Here is a 26,188-nt window from a genome sequence, read left to right as displayed (position 1 = left end):
GCGAGGAGCCGTGAACTGTCGCGCAGCGCGAAACGTCGCGAACCGCGCCGCGCACCGCGCCGCGACCGCGACGCCGCGCACCGCGCCCGGACGAGCGGAGGCACGGCGCGACGTCCGAGACGGACGCGCACCGTGCCTCCAGGCAGCCAGCTCCTACGAGCCCGCGGGCTCCTTCGAACCGTCACCGGACGACGGCACGTCGCCCGAGATGATCGGGATCTCGCTCGTCGAGAAGTCCTTCGCCCAGTCGGACTGCGCCAGCTCGGACTCCGGGTCGTTGTAGTCCTTGATGACGCCGGCGATCTCGTCCTCGTGCGCCACCGTGGGGCCGGACCCCATCAGCGGCGTCGCGGCCGTCTCCTTGGTGAAGTAGACGGCGACGAGCCCGATCAGGGCGGCCAGCATCAGGTAGAACGCCGGGATGTCCTCGGCCCAGCCGTAGCCGGCGTCCTTCGCAGCGTTGATGAGCGCCGAGGTCGCGAGCGGGGTCGTCCCGCCGAAGAGCGACACCGACACGTTGAACGCGATGGCGAGCGCGCCGTAGCGGATGATCGTCGGGAACAGTGCCGGCAGGGTCGACGGCATGGTCGAGGTGAACGTCACGAGCACCACGCCCAGGATCAGGAGTCCCGCGAAGACCCCCACGCCGGTACCGGTCTGCACCAGCTTGAGCGCCGGCCACGACAGCAGGATGAACCCGACGCAGCCCGCGGCGAGCACGGGACGTCGGCCGAACTTGTCGGACAGGCGACCACCGAACGTGATGACGACCATCATGAGGATCATCACGATCACGATGAGGATCAGGCCGAACGTGGCGTTCTGGCCGAGGTTCTGCTCGAGGTACGTCGGCATGTACGACAGGAGCATGTAGTCGGTCACGTTGAACACGAGGACCAGACCGATGCAGATGATCAGCGAGCGCCAGTTCTCGGCGAAGAGCTTGAGGAACGGGGTCTTCTGCCCCTCGCGCTCGGCGGCCTGCTCCTGCTGCTTCTGGAACGCCGGGGTCTCCTCCAGCTTGAGGCGCAGGTAGAGACCGATCAGGCCGAGCGGACCGGCGATGATGAACGGGATGCGCCAGCCCCAGCTGAGCAGGGCGTCCTCGGAGAGGCCGAACTGCAGGCCCGTCACGATCGATGCGCCGAGCACGTAGCCGGCGAGGGTGCCGAACTCGAGCCACGAGCCCATGAACCCGCGGCGCTTGTCCGGCGAGTACTCGGCGATGAACGTCGCCGCGCCGCCGTACTCACCACCGGTCGAGAAGCCCTGCACGAACCGCGCCACCAGCAGCAGCACGGGCGCCCAGAAGCCGATCGAGTTGTACGACGGGATCAGGCCGATCATGAGCGTGCCCGCGGCCATCAGGATCATCGTGAGGGCGAGGACCTTCTGCCGGCCGATCCGGTCGCCGATCGGGCCGAAGACCGCACCGCCGATGGGGCGCACGATGAACGCGGCGGCGAAGAAGCCGAAGGTCGCGACGATGTTCGCGGCGGGGTCGCCCTCGGGGAGGAACACCTTCGAGATCGTCACCGTGAGGTAGGCGAAGATGCCGAAGTCGAACCACTCCATGGCGTTGCCGAGCGCGGCGGCCGCGACGGCACGCTTGAGCAGCGACTCCTCGACGACGGTGACGTCGTCCTCGGTCAGCTTGCGGCGTGCGCGCTTCGCGGCGCCCTTGGTGCGCAGCGGGCGGTCGCCCCGTGCGTTTCCTGCTTCGTTCGGTGCCAAGTGAGTTCCTCCGGTAGTGCTGTGTCTTGCCTTCGGGCGCCCGGCGGACGGCGACGCTGCAGTCCCTGCGAACCCCGCGTCCGCCGGACAAACTCCGACAGACTATCAGCTGCCCGGCGTGTCTGCCGGATCCGTGTGCTATTGGCCGCCGGAGGGTCGGTGCGAGCCGCTACGATCGTGGGACTGCGCAGCACGCGCACACACTCAGGCACCTCATCACGGACTCGGTGCCGCACACAGCGGTCGCAGCACCGCACCGAACGGAAGGCCCGCCATGTCGAAGCCCATGCCCGAGAAGCCCACGGTGGACGGACTCGAAGACGTCTGGGGCCCGGTCTGGGCGCAGGACGGCACCTACCGGTTCGACCGCGACGCCGCCGGCGACCGCAGCAACGTCTACTCGATCGACACCCCGCCGCCGACCGCCTCGGGTTCGCTCCACATCGGGCACGTGTTCTCGTACACGCACACCGACCTCAAGGCCCGGTACGAGCGCATGCGAGGCAAGCACGTCTTCTACCCGATGGGCTGGGACGACAACGGTCTCCCCACCGAGCGCCGCGTGCAGAACTACTACGGCGTCCGCTGCGACCCGCAGCTTCCCTACGACGCCACCTTCGTGCCGCCGTTCGAAGGCGGCGACAACAAGTCCTCGAAGGCGGCCGACCAGATCCCGGTGTCGCGCCGCAACTTCATCGAGCTGTGCGAGCGCCTGACCGTGCAGGACGAGCAGCAGTTCGAGCACCTCTTCCGTACGCTCGGCCTCTCCGTCGACTGGACGCAGTCGTACCGGACGATCGACGACACCTCGCGGGCGAGCGCCCAGCGTGCCTTCCTCCGCAACCTCGAGCGTGGTGAGGCCTACCAGGCCGACGCCCCGACGCTCTGGGACGTCACGTTCCGCACGGCCGTGGCCCAGGCCGAACTCGAGGACAAGGAGATGCCGGGCGCGTACCACGGCATCGCCTTCCACCGCACGGACGGCGGCGACGACGTCGTCATCCAGACCACCCGCCCCGAGCTGCTCCCCGCGTGCGTCGCCCTCGTCGCGCACCCGGACGACGAGCGCTTCCAGGACCTCTTCGGCACGACGGTCCGCTCCCCGCTGTTCGACGTCGAGGTCCCGGTGCTCGCGCACCACCTCGCGCAGCAGGACAAGGGCGCCGGCATCGCGATGGTCTGCACCTTCGGCGACACCACCGACGTCGTGTGGTGGCGCGAGCTGCAGCTGCCGAACCGCGCGATCATCGGGTTCGACGGCCGCGTCCGCTCCGACGAGCCGGCCTGGATCGAGTCCGACGGCGGCAAGGCGCTCTACGCCGAGATGGCCGGCAAGACCGTGTTCTCGGCGAAGAAGGTCGTCGTGGACGCCCTGACCGAGTCCGGCGAGCTGATCGGCGACGTGAAGACGATCAACCACCCCGTGAAGTTCTTCGAGAAGGGCGACAAGCCGCTCGAGATCGTCTCGACCCGCCAGTGGTACATCGTGAACGGTGCCCGCGACGAGCAGCTCAAGGCGACGCTCCGGCAGCGCGGCGACGAGATCGCGTTCCACCCGGACTTCATGCGCGTCCGGTACGACAACTGGGTCGGCGGCCTCTCCGGCGACTGGCTCATCTCGCGCCAGCGCTTCTTCGGCGTGCCGCTGCCGGTCTGGTACCCGCTCGACGCCGACGGCAACCCGGTCTTCGACCAGCCGATCGTCCCGACCGAGGCACAGCTCCCCGTCGACCCGGCGTCCGAGCCGGCCCCGGGCTACACCGAGGACCAGCGTGGTGTCGCCGGCGGGTTCCAGGGCGAGCTCGACGTGATGGACACCTGGGCCACCTCGTCGCTCACCCCGCAGCTCGCGGGCAAGTGGGAGACCGACCCGGCGCTCTACGACCTCGTCTACCCGTACGACGTCCGCCCGCAGGCGCAGGACATCATCCGCACGTGGCTGTTCACGACGGTGCTCCGCAGCCAGCTCGAAGCGGACACCGTGCCGTGGAAGCACGCGAGCATCTCCGGCTTCATCGTGGACCCCGACCGCAAGAAGATGTCGAAGTCGAAGGGCAACGTCGTCACGCCGCTCTCCATCCTCGAGCAGCACGGCGCCGACGCGGTCCGCTACTGGGCGGCCTCGTCGAAGCTCGGCACCGACGCGGCCTTCGACCCGCAGAACCCGAAGCAGATCAAGGTCGGTCGTCGTCTGGCGATCAAGGTCCTCAACGCCGCGAAGTTCGTCTACGGCTTCCCGCTGCCCGAGGGCGCCACGAGCGTCACCGAGCCGCTCGACGTCGACGTGCTCGCCGAGCTCGGATCGGTCATCGACCAGGCCACCACGGCGTTCGACGCGTTCGACCACGCCCGTGCCCTCGAGGTGATCGAGCGCTTCTTCTGGACCTTCTGCGACGACTACCTCGAGCTCGTCAAGGAGCGCGCGTACGGCACCGCCTCGGACGGGACGCACGAGACGCAGGCGAGCGCGGTCCTCGCGCTCCGCGCCGCGATCGACGCGCTGCTGCGCCTGCTGGCACCGTTCCTCCCGTTCGCGACGGAGGAAGTGTGGGCCTGGACCCACGAGACCAGCGTGCACCGCGCCTCCTGGCCGACCGTGGCCGAGCTGCCCACGCAGGCCGAGCCGACGGGGCTCCTCGGGGCGGTGGGCCAGGCGCTCATCGGCATCCGCGGGGCGAAGACGGCCGCCAAGGCGTCCCAGAAGACGCCCGTGACGCGCGCCGTCGTGCAGGCCCCGGCCGAGACGCGGGCGCTCATCGAGCGCGCTGCGGTCGACCTGGCGGCCGTCGGCCGCATCGAGAACCTGTCGTTCGAGGACGGCGCGGAACTGGCCGTCACCGAGATCGAGCTGGCGGAACAGCAGGCGTAACGTCGGTCGTCCGGGCCGGGTCGCGTGTGCGATCCGGCCCGTCCACCACCGGACTGGAGGCACGGATGCAGTTGGGCAGACGCTGGAACGTGGGTGCCGAGGCACCCGGGCAACTCCCCGAGGCGATGGTCGTCGCCGTGCGGGGCGTCGAGGACGAGCTCGCGTCGGAGTCGGTCGACACGGCGGGGTGGGGCTGGACCCTGACGTTCCTCGAGGGCAAGCCGATGGTCGCGCTCGACGACGGCACCTCGATCCACCTCGACGACGCCGGGCACGCCCAGGTCACGAACCCCGACGACGCCCCCGAGGAGGACTGAGGGCGCCGCGCGCGCCGCGCGCCGCGTGCCGCGTGCATCGCTTGGTGAGCAGAAACGGTCGGGTCCCGCTGGGGAACCCGACCATTTCCGCTCACGATGCGAGCACGCGCGCTACTTCGCGAGCCACCCCAGGAGCACCTCGTTCACCTCGGCGGTGTGCGTGGTGAGCAGGCCGTGCGGGGCGCCCTCGATCTCGACGTACTCCGCCGCGGGCAGGGCCTTGGTGAAGCGGCGGCCGGTGGCGTCGATCGGCAGGATGTTGTCCGCCGTGCCGTGCACGATGAGCGCGGGGACGGTGACCTTCGGGATGTCCTGACGGAAGTCGGTCGGCCACGTCAGCGGTGCTGCGGCGGACGCGATGGCACCCGACCCGGCAGCGACGTTCCACGCGTTCCGGACGGCCTCTTCCGAGATGCGGGAGCCGAGGTTGTCCGACAGGTTGAAGAAGTCCTGGTAGAAGTTCGTGAAGTACGCGTACCGGTCCTTCTTCACGTCGGCGGCGATGCCCTCGAAGAACGACATCGGGCCGGCGCCGTCGGGGTTGTCGTCGGTGATCGCCAGGAAGGGCTCGAGCGAGGCCAGGAACGCGACCTTCGCGATCCGGTCCTCGCCGTGACGGCCGATGTACCGGGCGATCTCGCCGGTGCCCATCGAGAAGCCGACGAGGATCACGTCGTGCAGGTCGAGGGTCGTCAGGACCGTGTGCAGGTCGTCAGCGAAGGTGTCGTAGTCGTACCCGGTCGACGGCTGCGAGGACTGCCCGAAGCCACGGCGGTCGTACGTGATGACGCGGTAGCCGGCGTCGAGCAGTGCCGGGACCTGGCCCTCCCACGAGTTGCCGTCGAGCGGGAAGCCGTGGATCAGCACGATCGGCTGGCCGGTGCCCTTGTCCTCGTAGTGGAGTTCGATGTCGACGCTGTTCTCGGTCCCGACGGTGATGGCACCCATGGTCGTTCCTTCCCTGAACCTCGCGGAGAACGGTCGTTCTCCGTCAATGTGGCTTACACTAGAGAACGGTCGTTCCCGGCGCAAGTCGAGAACGGTGAACACGCAGCGAACGGGGTACGCCATGGCAACCAGTACGCTCCCGACCGTCGACCCCGACGTCCGGGCACACATCGTCGACGTCGCCGACCAGCTCTTCTACGCGCGCGGCATCCAGTCCGTCGGCATGGACGAGATCCGCACCGGCGCCGGGGTGTCGCTCAAGAAGCTCTACGCCGCGTTCCCCGGCAAGGAGCAGCTGATCGCCGCGGTCCTCGCCGGACGCCACGACGTCTGGGAACACGGGGTCCACGGCGCGGTCGACACCGCCACCACCCCGCGTGACAAGCTGCTCGCGGTCTACGACTTCCTCGAGTCGTGGTTCGGCGACGACACCTTCCGCGGCTGCGGGTTCATCAACGCGTTCGGCGAGCTCGGAGCCACCTCCCCCGCCGTCGCCGAGATCGCCCGTGCCCACAAGGACTCGTTCCAGCGCTTCGTGCAGGACCTCGCGGCCTCGGTCGTCCGCGACCCCGCCACCGCCGAGGAACTCGCCGCCCAGCTCGCCCTCCTCGCCGAGGGGGCGCAGACCACGGCCGCCATCGCCGGGTCGACGACGCCGGCGCGGCACGCGCGGCGGGCGGCCGAGACCCTCATCGACGCGGCGACGCGCGCCTGAGACGCGACCGACCGTCGGACAGGAGGCGCGGGTCGGGTCCGCACCGCGCCTCCCGTCCGACAGCGTCACCGGTCCGTAGGGTGGAGCGATGGCAACCCCGTTCGATGGACCGAGCACCCTTCCGTACGCCCTCCCGCCGTTCCGCGAGGTACGGCTCGAGCACTACCGCCCCGCGTTCGACGCCGGCATGGCCGAGCAGCGCACCGAGGTCGAGGCGATCGCCGCCTCCCCCGACGAACCCACCTTCGAGAACACGCTCGTGGCGCTCGAGCGCACCGGGCAGCTGCTCGCCCGCGTGAGCCACGTGTTCTTCACGCTGTCGTCGGCGGACTCGACGCCGGAGCTGCACGACCTCGAGGCCGAGGTCTCCCCGCTCCTCGCTGCACACCGCGACGCGATCACGCTCGACGGACGCCTGTACGCGCGGGTGGCGGCGGTCCGTGATTCGCTCGACGACCGGGCCGACCTCACCGACGAGGACCGTCGGCTGGTCGAGCGGACGCACACCGAGATGACCCTCGCGGGCGCCGGGCTCGACGACGCCGGCAAGGAACGGCTCACCGCGATCAACCAGGAGCTCTCGACGCTCACGACGACCTTCGAGCGGAACCTGCTCGAAGACACGAACGACCTCGCCGTGCACGTGTCGGATGCTTCGGAACTGTCCGGCCTCGACGACGGCGCGAAGTCCGCCGCCGCCGCAGCCGCTGCCGACCGGGGGCTCGACGGCTGGCTCATCACACTGCCGCTCTACACCGGGCATCCGTGGCTGTCGTCGCTGGCCGACCGCGGGCTGCGTCGGCGGATCATGGAGGCGTCGCTCTCCCGTGGCCGTCGGGGCAACGACCACGACAACCGTGACGTCCTCCTGCGCATCGTCCGGCTCCGGGCCGAGCGCGCCGAACTCCTCGGCTTCCCGAACCACGCCGCGGTCGTCACGGCCGACGAGACCGCCGGGACGCCCGAAGCCGTCGACGGTCTGCTGTCGTCACTCGTCGGCGCGGCCGCCCGCAACGCCGACGACGAACGGGACGTCCGCGCCCGGGTGCTCGGTCACGAGGTCGAGTCGTGGGACTGGGCGTACGCGACCGAGCTCCTGCGCGGTGAGCAGTTCGCGGCGGACAGCTCGGCGCTCCGCCCCTACTTCGAGGCCGACCGGGTGCTGCACGACGGCGTCTTCCACGCTGCCGGCGAGCTCTACGGCCTGACGTTCACCGAGCGCCCCGACCTGCACGGGTACAACGACGAGGTGCGGGTGTTCGAGGTGCGCGGCGCCTCCGGTGAGGAGGTCGGGCTCTACCTGCTCGACCTCTACACGCGGGACGGCAAGCGCGGCGGCGCGTGGATGAACCCCGTCGTGGAGCAGTCCGCGCTGCTCGGCACGCTGCCCGTCGTCGTGAACAACCTCAACGTCGCGAAGCCGGCCGCCGGATCGCCGACGCTCCTGATCCAGGACGAGGTCGAGACGCTCTTCCACGAATTCGGGCACGCACTGCACGGCCTCATCGCCCGCACCACCTACCCCCGCTTCTCGGGCACGAACGTGGAGCGGGACTTCGTCGAGTTCCCGTCGCAGGTGAACGAGATGTGGGTGTCGTGGCCGTCCGTCCTGGCGAACTACGCCAAGCACCACGAGACCGGGGCGCCGCTGCCGCCGGAGCTCGTCCTGGGGCTCAGCGACTCCGCGGGGTTCAACGAGGGGTTCGCGACGACGGAGTACCTCGCCGCGGCGCTGCTCGACCAGGCGTGGCACCGGCTCTCCGCTGCCTCGGCGGCTTCCGTGATCTCGGTCGAGGACTTCGAGCGGGCGGCTCTGGAATCCGCGGGCATCGCGGTCGAGGCCGTCCCGCCGCGGTACTCGTCGACGTACTTCGCGCACACGTTCTCGGGCGGGTACGACGCCGGGTACTACGGGTACATCTGGTCCGAGGTGCTCGATGCCGACACCGTGGAGTGGTTCCGCTCGAACGGTGGGCTCTCGCGCGCAGCGGGTGAGCGGTTCGCGTCGAAGTTGCTCGGGGTCGGTGGGGCGAAGGACCCGCTCGAGGCGTACCGGGACTTCCGCGGGCGCGATGCCGAGGTGGGGCCGCTGTTGCGGCGCCGCGGGCTGGAGTAGGGGGGGCGCGCGGCGCGCGCGGCGGGCTGTCGCGCGCGCGGCGCTGCGGCGCAAGCTGCCGGCGCACAATCAAAGTCACCCCGAACCGCGCGCATACGCGGCTCGGGGTGACTTGGGTTGTGCGCGGGGGGCCGACGCGCAGCGTGGAACCACGTTTCCGAGGTCGAACCGCCACCGAAAGCCGGTTCGACGTCGGAAACGTGGTTCGAACGTGCGCCCGGCCCGCCGCCGCAGCCGGCGCACAACGCGGAGCGCAGCGGCGCGCAAGCGCGCGCCGCGCGCCCCCGCTACGCGGACTTCTCGACGCGCTTCGCCCTCGGCCGCGGGACGATCGTCGGCGCAGCGTTCTCGAGCACCGACTCGCGGGTGATCACGACACGTGCGACGTCGTCGTCCGACGGCACGTCGAACATCACCGGCCCGAGCACCTCTTCGAGGATCGCCCGGAGCCCACGAGCACCCGTCTGCCGCAGTACCGCGAGGTCCGCGATCGCCTCGAGCGCACCCCGATCGAACTCGAGCTCCACCCCGTCGATCTGGAACATCCGCTGGTACTGCTTCACGAGCGCGTTCTTCGGCTCGGTCAGGATCTGCATGAGCGCCGACTGGTCGAGCTGCGACACCGTGGTCACGACGGGGAGACGCCCGATGAACTCCGGGATCAGCCCGAACTTGTGCAGGTCTTCCGGCAGGACGTCGGCGTAGAGGTCCTGCTGGTCGAGCGGGCTGTGCAGGGGTGCACCGAAGCCGATGCCCCGCTTGCCGACGCGCGACGAGACGATGTCCTCGAGCCCGGCGAACGCCCCCGCCACGATGAACAGCACGTTCGTCGTGTCGATCTGGATGAACTCCTGGTGCGGGTGCTTCCGACCGCCCTGCGGCGGGACGGAGGCGACCGTGCCCTCGAGGATCTTGAGCAGCGCCTGCTGCACGCCTTCGCCCGAGACGTCACGCGTGATCGACGGGTTCTCGGCCTTGCGCGCGATCTTGTCGACCTCGTCGATGTAGATGATGCCGGTCTCGGCACGCTTCACGTCGTAGTCGGCTGCCTGGATGAGCTTGAGCAGGATGTTCTCGACGTCTTCGCCGACGTACCCGGCCTCGGTCAGGGCAGTGGCGTCCGCGACGGCGAAGGGCACGTTGAGCCGCTTCGCCAGGGTCTGGGCGAGGTAGGTCTTGCCGCAGCCCGTCGGCCCGATGAGCAGGATGTTCGACTTCGCGATCTCGATGTCGTCGCGGTCTTCCGCTGCCGTGATCTGTCCCTGCGCGCGGATGCGCTTGTAGTGGTTGTAGACCGCCACTGCGAGGGAGCGCTTCGCCGGGTCCTGCCCGATGACGTACTCCTGCAGGAAGTCGAAGATCTCGCGCGGCTTGGGGAGCTCGAAGTCACCGCTGGCGGTGTCCTCGCCGGCTTCGGCCAGTCGCTCTTCGATGATCTCGTTGCACAACTCGACGCACTCGTCGCAGATGTACACCCCGGGACCGGCGATCAGCTGCTGGACCTGCTTCTGGCTCTTGCCGCAGAAGGAGCACTTGAGCAGGTCAGCGCTCTCTCCGATGCGTGCCATGTCGGTGCCCTCCTTGGTAGACCGATGCAGGTCGACGACCTGCCCGACTCGTACCGAGCCTAATCGCAACCGGTGACACCGACCGCGACGCCGAGCCGGTTTCGCCCGGCGCGTTCGCCCAGGGCGTTCGATCCTGCTACCGTGTCCACGACTTCTCTACAAGTTGTAGAACCGCAGTCGCGGGTCGGAGGACCCGCAGTCCCGGAAGGAACCCCATGTCCAAGCGCCTCGCCGTCGTCGGCACCGCGACCCTCGGCGTCACCGCTGCGATCGTCCTCGGCACCGCGGGTGTCGCCAGCGCCCACGTCTCGGCGACGGCCACCTCGACCGCGGCGAACTCGTACACGACGGCGACCTTCTCGGTCCCGCACGGCTGCGACGGCTCCCCCACGACGAAGATCGAGTTCCAGGTGCCGGAGTCCGTCATCGAGGTCACGCCGACCGTCAACCCGAACTGGACGATCACGAAGGCCACGGCGCCGTACACGAGCCCGTCGGCCTCCGCGGACGACGAGTCCGCCGAGGACGCGGGCGAACGCGTCACGAGCGTCACCTACACGGCGAAGACCCCGCTCCCCGCCGACGAGCGCGACACCTTCGCGCTGTCCTTCTCGCTCCCGGACGGCAAGCCCGGCGACCTCGTCGAGTTCCCGGCCCTGCAGACCTGCGAGAAGGGCTCGGTCGAGTGGAACCAGGAGCAGAAGGCCGGAGAAGCCGAGCCCGAGCACCCCGCGCCCTCGATCACGCTGACCGCGGCCGAGGCCACCGACGACGACGGTGACCTCGTCGCCGCCACCCCCACGGCCGCAGCGGCAGCGGAGTCCACGCCCGCCGACCCCGACCTCGTCGGACGCTTCCTCGGCCTCGGCGGCCTGGTGCTCGGCGCAGCCGCCCTGGTCGTCGCCGTCGCCGGCACCCGCCGTCGGAGCGCCTCCAAGTGACGGAGCGCGACACCTCGACGAGGCGCGTCACGTCGACGGACCGCGTCACGTCAACGGAGCGGTCACCGCGCCTCCGGCGGGCCTGGAGGCGCGGTGCCGGTGTCGCCGCCACCCTCGCCATCGCAGGCGGTGCGGTCCTCGGCTTGGCCGGCCCCGCCAGCGCGCACAACTACATGATCGCCTCGACCCCGAAGGTCGACGGCACGCTGACCGCGCTGCCGAAGGCCTTCGAGATCACGACGAACGACAAGCTGCTCGACATCGACGACACGAACTCGGGCTTCGCCTACCGGATCGTCGGCCCCGACGGGAAGTACTACGAGGACGGCTGCCTCGACGTGGACGGCCCCTCGATGACCACGAAGGCGGCACTCGGCGCCTCGGGGAAGTACACCGTCGAGTGGCAGATCGTCTCCGCCGACGGGCACACCGTGTCCGACGAGTACCGCTTCACGTGGGACGCCCCCGCCGGGTTCACCCCGTCGAAGGGCTCGTCCACCCCGCCCGTCTGCGCCACGGCCGGCAGTGCGGCGAGTGCCAGTGCCGACACCACGGGCACCGCCTCGGGCGACACCGACTCCACGACGTCCGACGCCCTCTGGATCGGTGCCGGCGGCGTCGTGCTCGTCGGGCTCGTCGTCGCGCTCCTGCTGCTCCTGCGTCGTCGCCCCGCCCCCGCGGCCGACGACGACCCCACCGACGACTGACCCCACGGCACGACGAAGGCCCCGCACCGATCGGTGCGGGGCCTTCGTCGTGCGGGTCGCCGGTACTACTTGACGAGCGCCGGCAGGTTCTTGCGGCTCGTGAGGACCTGGTCGATCAGGCCGTACTCGAGCGCCTCTTCGGCGGACATGATCTTGTCGCGCTCGATGTCGTTGTTGACCTGCTCCGGCGTGCGGTTCGAGTGCTTCGACAGGGTCTCCTCGAGCCAGGTGCGCATGCGGAGGATCTCCGCTGCCTGGATCTCGATGTCGGAGGCCTGACCGCCGCCCTGCTGGACCGCCGGCTGGTGGATGAGCACGCGGGCGTTCGGGAGCGCCAGACGCTTGCCGGGGGTACCGGCAGCGAGGAGCACCGACGCCGCCGAGGCAGCCTGACCGAGGCAGACCGTCTGGATCTGCGGACGGATGTACTGCATCGTGTCGTAGATCGCCGTCATCGCGGTGAACGAGCCACCGGGCGAGTTGATGTACATGACGATGTCGCGGTCCGGGTCCATCGACTCGAGCACGAGCAGCTGGGCCATGACGTCGTCGGCCGACGCGTCGTCGACCTGGACGCCGAGGAACACGATGCGGTCCTCGAACAGCTTCGCGTACGGGTCCTGCCGCTTGTAGCCGTAGGCCGTGCGCTCTTCGAAGCTCGGCAGGATGTACCGATCAGTGGGGGCCGGGACGTTCTGCGCGCCACCGAGCATGGGGAGATGCATTCTCGTTTCCTTTTCTTCGGTGGGTGGGGTCAGGACTGGGCGTCGGGCTCGGCCGCGTCGGTGGGGGTCTCGCCGTCGCCGACGGTGCCACCACCGCCGATGACCTCGGTCGACGATGCGCGGAGGTGGTCGACGAAGCCGTACTCGAGGGCTTCCTGCGCCGTGAACCAGTTGTCGCGGTCGTTGTCCTTGAGGATCTGCTCGATCGACTTGCCGGTCTGCTCCGCCGTGAGCTCGGCCATCCGCTGCTTCATGTCGAGGATGACCTTCGCCTGCGTCTGGATGTCGGCGGCCGTACCACCGAACCCACCCGACGGCTGGTGCAGGAGCACACGCGCGTTCGGAGTGATGTAGCGCTTGCCCGGGGTGCCCGACGAGAGCAGGAACTGCCCCATCGAGGCGGCGAGGCCGATGCCCACCGTGACGATGTCGTTCGGCACGAACTGCATCGTGTCGTAGATCGCCATACCGGCGGTGATCGAGCCACCGGGCGAGTTGATGTAGAGGTAGATGTCCTTCTCAGGGTCCTCGGCGGCGAGCATCAGCAGCTTGGCTGCGATCTCGTTCGAGTTGTCGTCGCGGACCTCGGAGCCGAGCCACACGATCCGGTCTCTCAGAAGGCGGTCAAAAACACTGGGGTTCAGTGTCGCTTCGGCCATGGAAAAGCTCCCGTTCAGTTGTCGCTTGTTGTCGAACTTATCGGGTGCAACGCACCACTTCTCGTCTGTTCGCTGTCGGCAATGCGGTGGTGCCGAAATACGGGACGGGAGGCGCGGTGCCAGCTGGCACCGCGCCTCCCGTCCGTCGTGCTGGTGGCGTCGAGATCGTTACTCGGCGTCCTCCGCAGGCGTCTGCGCGACCCCCGCCGTGAAGGCGGAGAGGTCGACGTCGTCACCGTTGGTGTCCTTGACGGTCACCTTGGAGAGGACGGTCGCGACGGCCTTGGAGCGCGCGACCTCGCCGACCATGCCCGGGATCTGCCCGTTCTGGTCGATGACCTTGATGAACTCGCCCGGCTCCATGCCGTACTGCGCAGCGGCCTGGATGAGGTACTGCGTGAGCTCTTCCTGCGAGACCTGGATCTCTTCCTTCTCGGCGATCGAGTCGAGGAGGATCTGCGAGCGGAAGGCCTTCTCGCTGGACTCGGAGACCTCCTTGCGGTGCTCGTCGTCCTCGAGGCGGTTCTCCTGCTCGAGGTGGCGGTGCACCTCGTCCTCGATGAGCTGCTCCGAGATCGGGATGTTGACGTCCTCGATGAGCTTCTCGACGAGCTTGTCGCGAGCCGCGGCGCCCTGACCGAAGGTCTTGGACTTCGCGATCTGCTCCTTGAGGTCCGCCTTGAGCTCGTCGATCGTGTCGAACTGGCTGGCGATCTGCGCGAACTCGTCGTCGGCCTCGGGGAGCTCGCGCTCCTTGACGGCGGTGACGGTCACGGCGATCTGGGCGATCTCGCCTTCGCGGTCGCCACCGACGAGCTTCGACTCGAAGGTGGTGGACTCGCCGGCGGTGAGGGACTCGAGCGCCTCGTCGATGCCCTCGAGCAGGTCGCCGGAGCCGATCTCGTAGGAGACGCCGGTGGCCGAGTCGACCTCGTCGTCGCCGATGGTGGCGATGAGGTCGATCTGGGCGAAGTCACCCGTGGTCGCCGGGCGGTCGACCGTGACGAGCGTGCCGAAGCGGGTGCGCAGGTTCTGCAGCTCCTCTTCGATCTCGTCGTCCGAGACCTCGACCGCGTCGACGGTGAGCTCGTACTTGTCGTACTCCGGCAGGTCGAACTCGGGACGGACGTCCACCTCGAAGGTGAGGACGAGGTCGCCCGTGAAGTCCTTGACGTTCGGGAGCTCGGCGACGTCGGCCTCGGCGCGACCGAGGATGCGCAGCTCCTGCTCCTCCACCGCCTGGCGGTAGAAGTTGTCGATGGCGTCGCCGACGGCGTGGTTCAGGACCTCGCCGCGGCCGACGCGCTGGTCGACGATCGCCGGCGGGACCTTGCCCTTGCGGAAGCCGGGGATGTTGATCTGCTCGGCGATGTGCTTGTACGCGTGGTCGATGCTCGGCTTGAGATCTTCCGGCGTCACGTTCACGGTGAGCTTGACGCGGGTGTCGCTCACCTTGTCGACGGTGCTGGTGGCCAAGGGATGTTCTCCTGTTGGTTGACGTTCGTGTGGTCCTGGTCGGGGCGACAGGATTTGAACCTGCGACCTCCCGCTCCCAAAGCGGGCGCTCTACCAAGCTGAGCTACGCCCCGTTTGACTGGGCCAGGGGTGTCCGCGCACGCCGGTGGGGCGCATGCGACGCCGATGAGTCTAGCGGTCCCCGGGCGCGCGGTTCCCGGCAGGTTCGGAGCCGTCTTCGGCGTCGTCCTGCGCGCGTCGTCGCAGGCCCGTCCGCCACCGCACGCCGACGACGACCTGCACGCCGAGCGCGGCCACCGCGAGCAGGATGCCGGCGACGATGCGCCACGCGTGCAGGAGCGCGTGCGCGGGCTGGGTCTGCGGGTCCCCGAACAGCTCCGGCCGCAACGAGAGGACGATCGCGGCGAGGACGACCAGCACGTAGGAGAGCACGCGCGAGCGCTTGATCCGCCGGGCGTCCCGGTCGCTCGGCGGGAGCACGACCCGGGACGACACGGTACGTGGTGACATGTCGGTGCTCGTTCGTCCGCTACGATGGTCGGGCTGCGCCTGGTGCGCAGGCGCGGGGATGTAGCTCAATGGTAGAGCCCCAGTCTTCCAAACTGGCCACGCGGGTTCGATTCCCGTCATCCCCTCCACTCCTCGCTCTCGGCCCTTCCGTGCCGTCGATCGGTGTGCGGTGAACCGGATGCAAGGAAGTGTTTGCAACGAACTGTTTGCAAACATCTCTTTGCGGTGTACGGTCGAGCCATGACCGACGAGACCCGCATCCTCGACGTCGCCGCCCTCAAGGCGCTGGCGCACCCGCTCCGAGCGCGCTTGCTCGACCTGCTCTCGCAGCAGGGCCCGTCGACCGCGACGTCGCTCGGCGCGAAGCTGGGCGAGTCGAGCGGCTCGACGAGCTACCACCTGCGGCAGCTCGAGCGCCACGGGTTCGTCCACGAGCTCCCCGACCGCGGCAACGCCCGCGAGCGCTGGTGGGAACGCACCGCCGGTCGGATCAGCATCGGCAGCCCCGACGAGGGCCCGGCCTCCCCCGCGCAGCAGACGGCGACGCAGCTCGCGAGCCTCGCCGTGATGGACGCCGAGAACGACCTGGTGCGCGAGTGGACCACCCGTGACCCCGACACCGTCCCGGCCGACTGGCGTGGCGTCTCGGGGTCGTCGACCTACGTCGCGCTCACTCCCGACGAGTACGGCGCGATGTGGCGGGAGTTCGAGGCCGTCATCGAGCGGTACCGCGCCATCCGCGGGCAGGCCGCCGATCTGCCCGAGGGCGTCCGTCGTGTGTTCGCCCAGGTCCGCAGCGTCCCGATCATCGACGAGGAGCCGACACCGTGACCACCTACCAGCCCCGCACGCTCCCGGTCCCGCCGATCTCGCCGGTCGAGGTCCTGACCAACCGACTCGGCACCGCGCTCGTCCGCTGGAGCCTCCGGCACGCCGAACGCCGTGCCCTCCGAGCCGTCACGGCCCGCGAACGCGCTCTCCGTCGCGCGCTCGGTGAGCAGGCCCCGGCGATCACGAGCACGACGACCGACCTGGTCGCGGCCGAGCTCCGACGCCGCTGGTGACCCGGCCGGCACAGTTCCCGCCGGATCTCGGGACTGCTAGCGAGCGCCCACCGGCTCCTCTTCGACTTCCTGCCGCAGCATCCGGTAGTGCCGCTCCCATCCGGGCGTACCCCGGCCGGCGGCGTGCAGCGCCGTCCTGACGGCGCCGAGCGCCCGATCGAGCGCACCGAACTCGTCGTCCGCGACGACACCGATCGAGAAGGTGAGTGTGCCGGTCGCGAGGTCGGTGGTCAGGTCCTGATCGTGGACGTCCTCGAGATCGAACAGCGCTTCGGCGATGACGTCGAAGTCCGTCGGGAGCTCTGCCCGGAAGTCGTCCGATGCTCCGAGCAATGCTGCGCACTCGACGCGTACGAGGTAGTTCGTCATGACGTTCTCCTGTCCCAGCAGTCTGTTCGCGCGAGCCGATACTTCAGATGCACAACGTACCAGGGGTTCGACGGCGTCATGTGGACCGTGTGCAGGTGCACACCACACGGGCAGTAGGCCTTGTAGTACTTCCGCGCCTTCACGAAGCGCCACCCGCGCGCTTCGGCGGTGCGCATCACGTGCTCGATCTCCTTCTTGGGATGTCGTGGCCGTTCGACCATCGGCACCTCCCCTCCACTGCCTGCGACGGTAGGGAGCGACGGGGAGGTGCCGAAGTTCGGCGGGAGACGTTGTGGAACTGGTCCGAGACAGCCCACGCTGTGGAGGAGTGTCAGGGACCTGCGAGCTCGAGGGTGATCGCCGGTTCGTCGCCCAGCTCGACACCCGCGCGACGACGTTCCGCTGCCCGGAGGGGCACGAGGTACCCGCCGTCCTTCGGGAAGAGCGAGGTCGTCCAGGTCACCGACCCGATCGTCACGCGGGCGGGGATCACGCCCCAGCCGTAGGTGAGCATCGGAGCGAGGTCGTGGATCAGCTCGGCGGCGTCCGGCGGCACGACGGCGTAGAAGAACGGCGCCGGACCGCGCCACTCGATGACCTCGCCGGTGAACTGGAGCTCCACGTCGCGATCGTACGGCGCACCGCACGCGGACGGGCGGGTTCGGCCGCGTTCGTGACCGTTCCGGTTCACGATCCTCGGGTTCCTCGAACCAGGACGGTCAACGCGCACGCGCGAATCCTGCTCCAGCGACGGGAGGCGAGGGACGGGACGGACGCGCCCCGCGCCTCCTGGACCGTGCCGAGGAGACGTGGGGCGCGAGCCGCCGCACCGGACGCGACGTCAGTGGTACGTCGCGGCCTGCCCGTAGAGCACCTGCGTCATCGACGACACGTACGACGAGACGTCACCGTCCGGCAGGTTGTACGTCATGAAGACGCCGTACCCGTCGGCCTTCGTGCGCTGTGCGAGCGACACCGCGGTGGACTGCGCCGTGTTCTGGATGTCGACCGCGGCGGCGGACAGCTTCGCCTTCCCGAGGCCCGGGATCGACGGCGCCGAGTAGGTGCCGTAGTACGGGTTCCAGGCGTAGTCGAGCTTCGAGCCGATGGTGCTGCTCGACGACGAGAGCGACGAGGACGCCGGGCCGATGTCGTAGAACGAGATGAGCTTGCCGGGCATCTGGGCACGGAGCGCGGTGATGAGCCAGCCGATCGACTGCTGGTTCGGCTGCGGCGTGCCGTTCGTGCCGTAGTCGGAGTACTCGTCGTCGAGGTCGACCCCGTCGAGGCCGTACTTCGTGACCGTGGCGGTGACCTGGGACGCGAAGTCCGCGGCGGCTGCCTGGGTCGGGAAGTTGGCGATCCCGGCGCCCTGGTGGTTGCCGAGGATTGACAGCGAGACCTTGATGCCCTTGGCCTGCAGCGGCTTGATCTGCGTCGCCGCGGCGTCGAGCGTCGCCTGCACCTTGTCGTTGTTGTACATGACGGCCTTCGAGCCGTTCCAGTTGATGTTCGCGGCGAAGATGATCGCCACGTCGAACGCGTTCGCCCCGTTCGCCAGCTGGTAGCGGCCGACGTTCGCGAGCTGGTCGTTGTTGACCTCGACGTACGCGATGCTCGTGGGCCCGGACTTCGTCGCGCTGGTCGCAGACGCGGTCGCTCGCGCCGGGTCAGCCGACGCTGCGGACGGCACGAGTGGTGCCGCCACCATCGCGGCGATGGCCGCCACGATCCCGAACGTCATCCTCTTCTTCATCACATTCCTCCTTGAATGGGTCGGTCGTTCAGTTGTGTGGGAAGCGGAAGGTGCGGACCTCGTAGGCGTCGACGGCGAACGAGGACGCGTCGACGGTCCCGGCCGAGGCCAGTGGCTCCTCGAGCAAGGTGACCTCCGCCCCCGGACCGAACGGGCCGTCGACCACGATCCCGCCGGTCCCCCGCTGCCCGGACGGCTCGTACACCCGCACGACCAGGTCGCCGGACCGGTCGTCGGCGAGCTTGACGCTCGACAGCACGACGTCCCCGGAGACCTGCACGAGCGGGTCGAACCCGTGCCCACCGGTGGTCACCCGTGCAGCGGCGTTCATGACCACGCCGGCCGCCGTCGCCCCGAGCTGGTCGGTGCCGATGACGATCCCGTACCGGTGCGTCTGCACGCCCTGGTCGGTCTCGGGGTCGGGGAACCGCGGTGCCCGCAGCAGTGAGAGCCGCACGGTGGTGGTCACGTGCCCGTCGACGGCGTCGCGCGTGGTGTCGAACCCGTGGATCGAATCGTTCACGAGGGCGACGCCGAAGCCCGGCTCGGACACGAGCACGTAGCGGTGCATCGAGGTCTCGAACTTCGCGGCCTCCCACGAGGTGTTCGTGTGCGTCACCCGCTTCTGCGCCCCGAACTGCGTCTCGGCGACGGTGTGCTCGGCGCGGACGTCGAGCGGGAACGCGACCTTGAGGAACTTCTCGGTCTCGTGCCAGTCGGTCGTCTGGTCGAACTCCAGCGTGCGGGAGTCCGGCGCGAGCACGAGCTCCTGCCGGACCGTCGAGTCGCCGAACGCCCGCTCGACGACGACGCGCGCGACGCCGTCCGCGTCGACCGAACCGTGCAGCCCGGTGACCGACACGAGGTCCTCGACCCGGTTCCGGTAGTAGCGGTCGACGTCCCACGCGTCCCACATGTTCGGGAAGTCCTGGTGCAGCTGCAGCAGGTTCGCCGCCTGCCCGGGAGCGATCGACTCACGCCCGGTCGCCCGGTCGACGGCGCTCGTCACGAGCCCCTGCGCGTCGACGACGACCCGGACGAGGTCGTTGGCGAGCACGTACCCGCCGTCCTCCTCGGTCAGTGCCACGGCGGTCGGCTCCGGCACGTCGGTCGCCAGGACCGCGCCCTGCGCGGGTGCGCCGGCCTGGAGGAACGGGGCCGGGTTCACGACGACGGCCGCGTCCCCGGTACCGGCGAGCGCCGACAGCGCCTGGTCGATGATCGCGGTCAGGGCGCGGTCCGTCTCGGCGTACTTCGCGACCGCTTCGCGGTGCACCCACGCGATCGAGGTCCCCGGCAGGATGTCGTGGAACTGCTGGAGCAGGACCTGCTGCCAGAGCGCGTCGAGCTCGTCGTACGGGTACTCGAACTCGGTCCGGGATGCGGCGGTCGTGGCCCAGAGCTCGGCCTCGATGAGGAGCTGCTCGGAACGGCGGTTGCCCTGCTTCGTGCCGTGCTGGCTGGTCAGGGTCGCACGGTGCAGCTCGAGGTAGAGCTCCCCCACCCACACCGGCGGGTCGGGCAGCTCGGACTTCGCCCGGTCGAAGAACGTGTCCGGGTGCTCCCATCGGACCTTGGCACTCCCCTCGAGGTCGGCGAGGCGCTTCGCCGTGCCGGTCATCTCGCGGGTCGTGCCACCGCCGCCGTCGCCCCAGCCGACCGGCGCGATCGACCCCGAGGCGAGCCGGTTCTCGCGGAACTGCCGGGAGGCCTTCGCGACCTCGCTGCCGGACAACCGCGAGTTGTAGGTGTCCATCGACGGGAAGTGCGAGAACACCCGCGAGCCGTCGATGCCCTCCCAGAGGAAGGTGTGGTGCGGGAACTTGTTCACCTGGTTCCACGAGATCTTCTGCGTGAAGAACCACTCGAAGCCCGCGCGACGCATGAGCTGCGGCAGCGCCGGGGAGTACCCGAAGCTGTCCGGCAGCCAGACCCCCTTCGGCCGGATCCCGAACTCGCGCTCGAAGAACCGCTGCCCCTGCGAGAACTGGCGGACGATGCTCTCGCCCGTCGGCATCACGGTGTCGGACTCGACCCACATACCGCCGATCGGCAGGAAGCGTCCGGCGGCCACGGCGGCCTTGACCCGGGCGTAGACCTCGGGCCGGTGCTCCTTGATCCACGCGTACTGCTGCGCGCTCGACATCCCGTACAGGAAGTCGTCGGTCTGGTCGATGAGCTCGGTCATCGTCGAGGTGGTGCGGGCGACCTTGCGGATCGTCTCGCGGACCGGCCAGAGCCAGGCGGAGTCGATGTGCGCGTGCCCGACGGCGGAGATCGTGTGGGCGGAGGCCTCGGCGGGCGCGGCGAGGACGTCCGCGAGGGCCGCTCGGGCCTCGGGGGCGGTCGCGGCGATGTGCTGCAGGTCGAGCCGGTCGAGGGCGTCGTCGAGGGCCTGCAGGATGCGCATCCGCCGCGGCCCCTCCGGGAGCTCGGCCTGCAGTTCGAGCAGGACGTCGATGTCGAGCGCGAGTTCGTGCACCTCGGACTCGAAGACGGCGAGGTCCATCCGGCGGCTCGTGTAGAGGCGCGTCGACGACGAGGTCTGGACGTCGCCCTCCTGCGTCGGCAGGAAGGGGTGGTAGTCGAGCAGGACGGGGTTCGACGCCGCCTCGACGAAGAGCTCGACGGTCTCGCCGCCGACGGCCTCCTCCGCGACGAGCACCCACTGGTTCCGGGGGTTGATCGACTTCACGGGCGTGCCGTCCGCGCGGTAGACGAGTCCCTCGCACTGGAACCCCGGCATGTTCTTGTCGAAGCCGAGGTCGACGACGGCCTCCACACGGCGGCCGGCCCACTCGTCCGGCACGGTCCCGGTCAGCCGGAACCACGTCGTCCCCCACGCGGCACCCCACGTCGTGCCCACCTCGTACGGCGTGAACTCGAGCGCGAGCCCGGCCGCGGGCGGGATCGGCTCCCCCGGCAGCTCGTGCCACGCGGTCTCGAGCGGCGTCGCGGTGGCGTGCACCGCCGGCAGGATGCGTTCGTCGAGGACGCGTCGAGCCCGGCCGGTGGTGAGGGGGATGTCGTCGTGCATGGGACCTTCCTGTCGTGCGGTGGTGCTGGACGTGCGGGGTGTGCGGGGCGTGTGGGGTGTGCGGCTCAGGCCATCGTGGCCGGGTGGGCCACCGACAGGAGCTCGGTGGCGGTGTCCTCGGGGACGTCGACGCACCGGGTGATGCCCCGGGCGGCGAGCAGCGCGTGGTCGTCGACCCGCGAGCGCAGGACCACCTGGGGACCGCGTCCGTCCGGGGCCGTCGAGGCGAGGCCGAGCCAGGCGGCGGCGAACTGGCCTCCCGGCGCGCAGTCGGCCCGGAGCCCGCCGCGTGCGGTGTCGTCCGCGAGCACGTCGTCCAGCACGAGGGCGGTGGCCGGCGGCGCGGACACGGCACCGGTCGTGTCGGCCCGGCCGCGGGTGCCGTGCTCGCGGGCGAGGGCGGCGAAGGCCTCCCCCGCCGGCTTCAGCCGACCGTCGTTCGTGAAGAGGCCGAGGTCGTACTCGAGCTCCGGGAAGTCCGCGAGCGACCGCGAGACGTCGTGCGAGCACCACCACGTGACGCCGAGCACGTGCTGCGCATCGAGCACGTGCCGGATCGTCTGCTCGGTGAACGCGGCGGCGTCGGCGGGGTCGACCACGTTCGTCGGGGCGCCCACCTCCTGCAGCCAGTTCGGGCGCTCGGGGTCACGGTTCCACGCGCTCGCGAGCTGCAGCAGGTACTCGCCGTGGCGGACCGAGCCGGCCCCGAGTGCGCCGTGCAGGGTCGCCGAGCCGTTGAACACCCACGAGTGCGTGACGGTCGCGTCGCCGTGGTCGGCCGCGTGTTCGGGGCCGAACGGCTGGGCGTCGTCGTACCAGGCCGCGTCGTACTGCGCGACGGTGACCAGGGGCCGTGGACGCGACCCGGTGCCGGGGCGGGCGGGCGGTGCCGAGCCGAGCCGCGCCTCCAGGCCGACCGGACTCGACAGCCCGGCCCGCGCTGCCGCGACCATCGCTGCCGCCCACGCGTGCCCCTGCTCCGCCGTGATGTCGTGCGGCGTCGGGTGCGGCGCGTGCGCGAACTGGTTCACCTCGTTGCCGATGGTGATCCCGAGCAGGTTCGGCTTGTCGGCGACGGACGCGGCGAGCGCCTCGACGTAGGCCGCCGTCGACGCGACCACGTCCGGGTCGGTGAACATGTTCCGGCGATGCCAGCTCTCGAGCCACGAGGGCACGAAGTCGAAGCTCGACAGGTGCCCCTGCAGCGCATCGACGTTGACGTCGAGCCCGAACGAGCCCGCGATGTCGACGACCGTCGCGACGTCCCGGAGCGCCGACTGCCGGATGAGCGTCCGGTTCGGCTGCACGACCGGCCAGAGCGGGAAGATCCGCACGTGGTCCGCGCCGAGCGACGCGATCTGCTCCATGTCCCGCGCCGTGTCCGACGGCGAGAAGTCGAGCCACGAGTGGAACCAGCCGACCGAGGGGGTGTGGTTGACGCCGAAGCGCATCAGCCCTTCACCCCGCCCTCTTCGACGCCCTTGAAGAAGAACCGCTGCAGGATCGCGAAGATCACCGCGATCGGGATGAACGCGATCATCGTGCCGGCCGCGATCATGCGCTGGTCGGTCGCGAACGTGCCCTGCAGGTACTGCAGCCCGACGGTCAGCGTCAGCTTGTCCGGCGACTGCAGCACGATGAGCGGCCAGAGGAAGTCGTCCCACGCGCCGATGAACGAGAAGATCGCGATGACGGCGATGGTCCCCTGCACGGCGGGCAGCGAGATGTACCGGAGCCGCTGCAGGGCGTTCGCGCCGTCCATCACGGCTGCCTGGTCGATCTCCTCGGGGATCTGCCGGAACGCGTTGAACATGAGCAGGACGTTGAGCGCCGCGATCATGCCGGGCAGGGCGACGCCCACGAGGGAGTCGGCGAGGCCGAGGTCCTTCACGGTGACGAACTGGGAGATGATCGTCGCCTCGCCCGGGAGCACCAGGGTGGCCAGGAAGAGCCCGAGCACGGCCTTGCGGAAGCGCCACTGCAGCCGGGCGAGCGCGAAGCCCGCGAGGGTCGCGAACACGATGTTGCCGAGCACGTCGATCGCGGCGACGACGAGGGAGTTGCCGATGTACCCGAACACGGGGATCGCTTCGCCCACCCGCAGGTAGTTGCCGAAGGTCGGCTGCGTCGGGATGAAGGACGGGTTCGCCGTGTAGATGTCCTCCCCCGTGCCCTTGAGCGAGGTCGACAGCTGCCAGAGGAAGGGCCCGATCGTGATGAAGAGGACCACGACGAGCAGGACGTAGCGGAGCACCTTCTCGCGGGTGGACATGACGCCCCACGCGGCGCGGCGCCGCTTGCGTCCGTTGCGCCCGTTGCGTCCGTTCGGTCGGGAGGCGCGGCTCCCGTCGGTCGCGCCGGTCACGTCCGGCGCGGGTGCGGCCGCGCCGGCGGCGCCCCCGAGGACGGGTTCGGTGGTCGAGGTCGTGTTGGTCACTTGTCCGCCTTGCTGTTCATCCGGGCGAGGGCGAGCATCGGGATGAGCGTCACGACGAAGAGCAGGAGGCTCAGGGCGGACGCGTAGCCGAGGTTGCCGGTGAAGCCGCGGGCGTACTGCTGGATGAGCATGACGAGCGAGTTGTCCTGCCCGCCCGGTCCGCCGGTGCCGTTGGTGAGGATGTAGAGCTCGCTGAACACCCGGAGCGCGCTCACGCACACGAGGATGCCGACGAGGGTCATGGTCCCCCGGACGCCGGGCATGGTCACGGACCAGAACCGGCGGACGGAGCCGGCGCCGTCGAGGGCCGCGGCTTCGTGCAGGTCCTTGCCGACGTTCCCGAGGGCCGCCAGGAAGATGATCATGTAGTACCCGAGGCCCTTCCAGACCGTCAGGCTGATCGCGCTGAAGACGAGCAGCCACCGGTCGGTGAGGAACGGGATGGAGCTCTGCACGATCCCGAGGGACTGCGCCATCTCGTTGATGACCCCGCGGTCGTCGAGGATCCAGTTCCAGATGAGCCCGACGACCACGGCGCTGGCGATCACCGGCGTGTAGTACGCGGTCCGGAAGAACGCGATGCCGGGGAGCTTCCGCTCGACGAGCACCGCCATGAGCAGCGGGAGCACCGTCAGCAGCGGCAGGCACACCGCCATGTAGATGACGCTGTTGAGGAGCGCCTCCCACACCTGCGGGTCGGCGAGCAGCGTCTCGAAGTTCTTGAGGCCCACCCACTGGCTCACGCCCCCGAGCGGGCTGGCGTTCGTGAACGACAGCCGGACGGTGTTGATCGACGGCCAGAGACTGAACGCGAGCAACCAGACGAGCGCCGGCAGGACGAGCAGCCAGGGCGTGAACCAGCGGTTGGCGCGCATCAGCTGTTCGCCAGCAGGCTGTTCATCTTGGTCTGCGCGGTCTGCAGCGCCTGCTTCGGCGTCGTGCCGCCCTTCATCGCCAGCGCGATCTGCTGGTCGAGGAAGTCGGTCATCGCCGAGTTCGCCTCGACCGGGTTGAGGTTCTTCGCCGTCTTCAGGGCGTCGTTGGCGAGCACGCGGGCCTTGGCCTCGACGGTGCCGTCGTCCTCCGAGAAGTACGGGTCGGACTGCGACGAGGTGGTCGACGGGAAGATGTTGACCAGGTGCGCGAAGGCCTCCTGGTTCTTCGCGTTCGTCATGAAGGCGGCGAGCGCCTCGGCCGTGGCGATGTGCTTGCTCTTCGCGCTGACGCTGAGGCCCTGCACGTAGAGCGGCGGGTTGTCGAGGGCCGACGACACGACGATGTTGCCCTTGAGCGACGGGTTGTTCTTCTCGAAGTCGCTGATCGCGGTGGCGCCACCGGTGGTCCAGGCGACCTTGCCCTGCGTGAACAGGGTGGAGTTGCCGAGGTAGTCGGTGTTCAGGACGGACGAGGGCATCAGGCCCTCCTTGTAGGCCTTCGCGTACTTCGCGATGAGGTCGGCCGCCTTCGACGAGTTCGCGAAGGTGAACTTCGTGCCCTGGTCGTTGATGATCTTGACGCCGGCGAGCGAGAAGTCCGACAGGCCGGGCTTGCGGCTCATCAGGTAGTCGTCCGGGCACTTCTGGTGCATGGTCTCGGCCTGCGCGAACAGCTCGTCCGTGGTCTTGGGCGGGTTCGCCGGGTCGAGGCCGCACTGCTCGAACATCGTCTTGTTCCAGTAGTCGACGTCGGTGTTGAGGTACCACGGGTAGCCGAAGGTGCCGTCGACGCCCTTGTAGTTGTAGGCAGCGAGCGCACCCTTGACGTAGGTGTTCGAGAGCTTCGAGTCGTCCTTCGCGACGTCCTGCAGGAAGCCGCGCTTGGCGAGGGGCAGGGCGATGTCCGGCGGCAGGTTGACCACGTCGGGCAGGGAGTTCGACGACGCCTGGCTGAGGACCTTGTCGGCGTAGCCGTCGCCGGGCTGGTCGACGAGCTTCACCTTCGCGTCCGGGTACTTCGCCTCGAAGTCCTTGATCACGCCGTTGAGGTAGTCCGTGTAGGTCGGGGTCAGCGCCCAGGTCTGCAGGGTGATCGATCCGTCGACCTTGCCGCTCCCGCCGCCGCTGCCGGCGCTGCTACCGCTCGAGCAGGCGGTCAGCGCGAGGGCCGTGACGGCCGCTCCGGCGAGGATCGCGAGGGCGCGTCCCGTCGTCCTGCGTGTGGTGTTCTTCATCGCTCGTGACTCCTTCGTCGTGGTGCGCGTCGTGCTGAACCGGTTCAGTCCCCGTCACCGATCCGTGTGA

Annotated in this window: 23 protein-coding genes and 2 tRNA genes; 9 read left to right on the top strand and 16 right to left on the bottom strand. The window is 69.5% G+C overall.

From position 1 onward, the window contains the following. Positions 1–153 precede the first annotated feature (153 nt). The gene (gene proP, locus HWD93_RS10380; RefSeq protein WP_254790819.1) at positions 154–1,734 is read right to left on the bottom strand and encodes a glycine betaine/L-proline transporter ProP; all 1,581 of its coding nucleotides are present in this window, start codon (positions 1,732–1,734) and stop codon (positions 154–156) included. A 274-nt stretch (positions 1,735–2,008) separates the two neighbouring features. Here proP and valS point away from each other — a divergent pair, with 274 nt between their 5' ends. Both valS and HWD93_RS10370 read left to right on the top strand, forming a co-directional pair. Continuing rightward, complete coding sequence (gene valS / locus HWD93_RS10375; protein WP_261646772.1) at positions 2,009–4,603, top strand: valine--tRNA ligase; 2,595 nt, start codon at positions 2,009–2,011, stop codon at positions 4,601–4,603. Between the two features lie 65 nt (positions 4,604–4,668). Further along, positions 4,669–4,920, top strand: a complete 252-nt coding sequence (locus HWD93_RS10370) for a hypothetical protein (RefSeq protein ID WP_071301756.1) — start codon at positions 4,669–4,671, stop codon at positions 4,918–4,920. A gap of 111 nt (positions 4,921–5,031) precedes the next feature. Here the strand turns inward: HWD93_RS10370 and HWD93_RS10365 are convergent, their stop codons facing one another. After that, positions 5,032–5,868: an alpha/beta fold hydrolase gene (locus tag HWD93_RS10365; protein ID WP_071295388.1), complete on the bottom strand. Its 837-nt coding sequence runs from the start codon at positions 5,866–5,868 to the stop codon at positions 5,032–5,034. A 121-nt stretch (positions 5,869–5,989) separates the two neighbouring features. Here HWD93_RS10365 and HWD93_RS10360 point away from each other — a divergent pair, with 121 nt between their 5' ends. Together HWD93_RS10360 and HWD93_RS10355 are read left to right on the top strand one after the other, a co-directional pair. Beyond that, positions 5,990–6,583: a TetR/AcrR family transcriptional regulator gene (locus tag HWD93_RS10360; protein WP_070416569.1), complete on the top strand. Its 594-nt coding sequence runs from the start codon at positions 5,990–5,992 to the stop codon at positions 6,581–6,583. A gap of 88 nt (positions 6,584–6,671) precedes the next feature. Further along, positions 6,672–8,699, top strand: a complete 2,028-nt coding sequence (locus HWD93_RS10355) for a M3 family metallopeptidase (RefSeq protein WP_071301708.1) — start codon at positions 6,672–6,674, stop codon at positions 8,697–8,699. 287 nt (positions 8,700–8,986) lie between these two features. Here the strand turns inward: HWD93_RS10355 and clpX are convergent, their stop codons facing one another. Beyond that, positions 8,987–10,267: an ATP-dependent Clp protease ATP-binding subunit ClpX gene (clpX, locus tag HWD93_RS10350; RefSeq protein ID WP_022907244.1), complete on the bottom strand. Its 1,281-nt coding sequence runs from the start codon at positions 10,265–10,267 to the stop codon at positions 8,987–8,989. Between the two features lie 215 nt (positions 10,268–10,482). Here clpX and HWD93_RS10345 point away from each other — a divergent pair, with 215 nt between their 5' ends. Further along, the gene (locus tag HWD93_RS10345; protein ID WP_229085084.1) at positions 10,483–11,208 is read left to right on the top strand and encodes a YcnI family protein; all 726 of its coding nucleotides are present in this window, start codon (positions 10,483–10,485) and stop codon (positions 11,206–11,208) included. Between the two features lie 143 nt (positions 11,209–11,351). Continuing rightward, complete coding sequence (locus tag HWD93_RS10340; protein WP_229085083.1) at positions 11,352–11,915, top strand: copper resistance CopC family protein; 564 nt, start codon at positions 11,352–11,354, stop codon at positions 11,913–11,915. A gap of 65 nt (positions 11,916–11,980) precedes the next feature. Here the strand turns inward: HWD93_RS10340 and HWD93_RS10335 are convergent, their stop codons facing one another. The 5 genes from HWD93_RS10335 to HWD93_RS10315 all read right to left on the bottom strand — a co-directional run bounded on the left by HWD93_RS10335 (position 11,981) and on the right by HWD93_RS10315 (position 15,285). Beyond that, entirely contained in the window at positions 11,981–12,640 is a 660-nt protein-coding gene (locus HWD93_RS10335; RefSeq protein ID WP_070416572.1) for an ATP-dependent Clp protease proteolytic subunit, read from the bottom strand. 29 nt (positions 12,641–12,669) lie between these two features. After that, on the bottom strand, positions 12,670–13,299 hold the full coding sequence (locus tag HWD93_RS10330) for an ATP-dependent Clp protease proteolytic subunit (RefSeq protein WP_070416573.1): 630 nt from the start codon (positions 13,297–13,299) through the stop codon (positions 12,670–12,672). A gap of 168 nt (positions 13,300–13,467) precedes the next feature. Beyond that, a complete protein-coding gene (tig, locus tag HWD93_RS10325) occupies positions 13,468–14,775 on the bottom strand; it encodes a trigger factor (protein WP_261646771.1) in 1,308 nt (435 codons plus the stop codon). Between the two features lie 36 nt (positions 14,776–14,811). Beyond that, a tRNA-Pro gene (locus tag HWD93_RS10320) sits at positions 14,812–14,888 on the bottom strand. 58 nt (positions 14,889–14,946) lie between these two features. Further along, entirely contained in the window at positions 14,947–15,285 is a 339-nt protein-coding gene (locus HWD93_RS10315) for a hypothetical protein (protein WP_261646770.1), read from the bottom strand. A gap of 54 nt (positions 15,286–15,339) precedes the next feature. On the opposite strand from HWD93_RS10315, the gene HWD93_RS10310 reads away from it, so the two are divergent. The 3 genes from HWD93_RS10310 (at position 15,340) to HWD93_RS10300 (ending at position 16,349) form a co-directional block, all read left to right on the top strand. Next, a tRNA-Gly gene (locus tag HWD93_RS10310) sits at positions 15,340–15,413 on the top strand. Between the two features lie 112 nt (positions 15,414–15,525). After that, positions 15,526–16,116: a transcriptional regulator gene (locus tag HWD93_RS10305; RefSeq protein WP_261646769.1), complete on the top strand. Its 591-nt coding sequence runs from the start codon at positions 15,526–15,528 to the stop codon at positions 16,114–16,116. Continuing rightward, positions 16,113–16,349, top strand: coding sequence for a hypothetical protein (locus HWD93_RS10300; RefSeq protein WP_070416577.1), 237 nt, complete (start codon positions 16,113–16,115; stop codon positions 16,347–16,349). Before HWD93_RS10305 ends, HWD93_RS10300 begins: the two co-directional genes overlap by 4 nt. A gap of 36 nt (positions 16,350–16,385) precedes the next feature. Here HWD93_RS10300 and HWD93_RS10295 read toward each other — a convergent pair whose 3' ends face one another. The 8 genes from HWD93_RS10295 to HWD93_RS10260 all read right to left on the bottom strand — a co-directional run bounded on the left by HWD93_RS10295 (position 16,386) and on the right by HWD93_RS10260 (position 26,118). Next, the gene (locus HWD93_RS10295) at positions 16,386–16,718 is read right to left on the bottom strand and encodes a hypothetical protein (protein WP_261646768.1); all 333 of its coding nucleotides are present in this window, start codon (positions 16,716–16,718) and stop codon (positions 16,386–16,388) included. Positions 16,719–17,049: 331 nt separating this feature from the next. Next, a complete protein-coding gene (locus tag HWD93_RS10290; protein ID WP_261646767.1) occupies positions 17,050–17,340 on the bottom strand; it encodes a DUF1905 domain-containing protein in 291 nt (96 codons plus the stop codon). Positions 17,341–17,559: 219 nt separating this feature from the next. Then, positions 17,560–18,474, bottom strand: a complete 915-nt coding sequence (locus tag HWD93_RS10285) for an endo-beta-N-acetylglucosaminidase H (protein ID WP_261646766.1) — start codon at positions 18,472–18,474, stop codon at positions 17,560–17,562. A gap of 28 nt (positions 18,475–18,502) precedes the next feature. After that, positions 18,503–21,511 carry a glycoside hydrolase family 38 C-terminal domain-containing protein gene (locus HWD93_RS10280; RefSeq protein WP_261646765.1) on the bottom strand — a complete coding sequence of 1,003 codons (3,009 nt, stop codon included), beginning with the start codon at positions 21,509–21,511 and terminating at the stop codon, positions 18,503–18,505. Positions 21,512–21,576: 65 nt separating this feature from the next. Further along, positions 21,577–22,962, bottom strand: a complete 1,386-nt coding sequence (locus HWD93_RS10275; RefSeq protein ID WP_261646764.1) for a cellulase family glycosylhydrolase — start codon at positions 22,960–22,962, stop codon at positions 21,577–21,579. Beyond that, complete coding sequence (locus tag HWD93_RS10270) at positions 22,962–23,948, bottom strand: carbohydrate ABC transporter permease (protein ID WP_139199164.1); 987 nt, start codon at positions 23,946–23,948, stop codon at positions 22,962–22,964. The genes HWD93_RS10275 and HWD93_RS10270 overlap by 1 nt, the downstream gene beginning before the upstream one ends. Further along, positions 23,945–24,823 carry a carbohydrate ABC transporter permease gene (locus tag HWD93_RS10265; protein WP_070416584.1) on the bottom strand — a complete coding sequence of 293 codons (879 nt, stop codon included), beginning with the start codon at positions 24,821–24,823 and terminating at the stop codon, positions 23,945–23,947. Before HWD93_RS10265 ends, HWD93_RS10270 begins: the two co-directional genes overlap by 4 nt. Next, positions 24,823–26,118 carry a sugar ABC transporter substrate-binding protein gene (locus tag HWD93_RS10260; protein ID WP_261646763.1) on the bottom strand — a complete coding sequence of 432 codons (1,296 nt, stop codon included), beginning with the start codon at positions 26,116–26,118 and terminating at the stop codon, positions 24,823–24,825. The genes HWD93_RS10265 and HWD93_RS10260 overlap by 1 nt, the downstream gene beginning before the upstream one ends. Positions 26,119–26,188 lie beyond the last annotated feature (70 nt).

The organism is Curtobacterium sp. C2H10 (assembly GCF_025407985.1).
In the GTDB taxonomy this organism is placed as follows: Bacteria; Actinomycetota; Actinomycetes; order Actinomycetales; family Microbacteriaceae; genus Curtobacterium.
The sequence above is the reverse complement of the archived record's forward strand: the minus strand, read 5'-3'. Positions and strand labels throughout refer to the sequence as shown.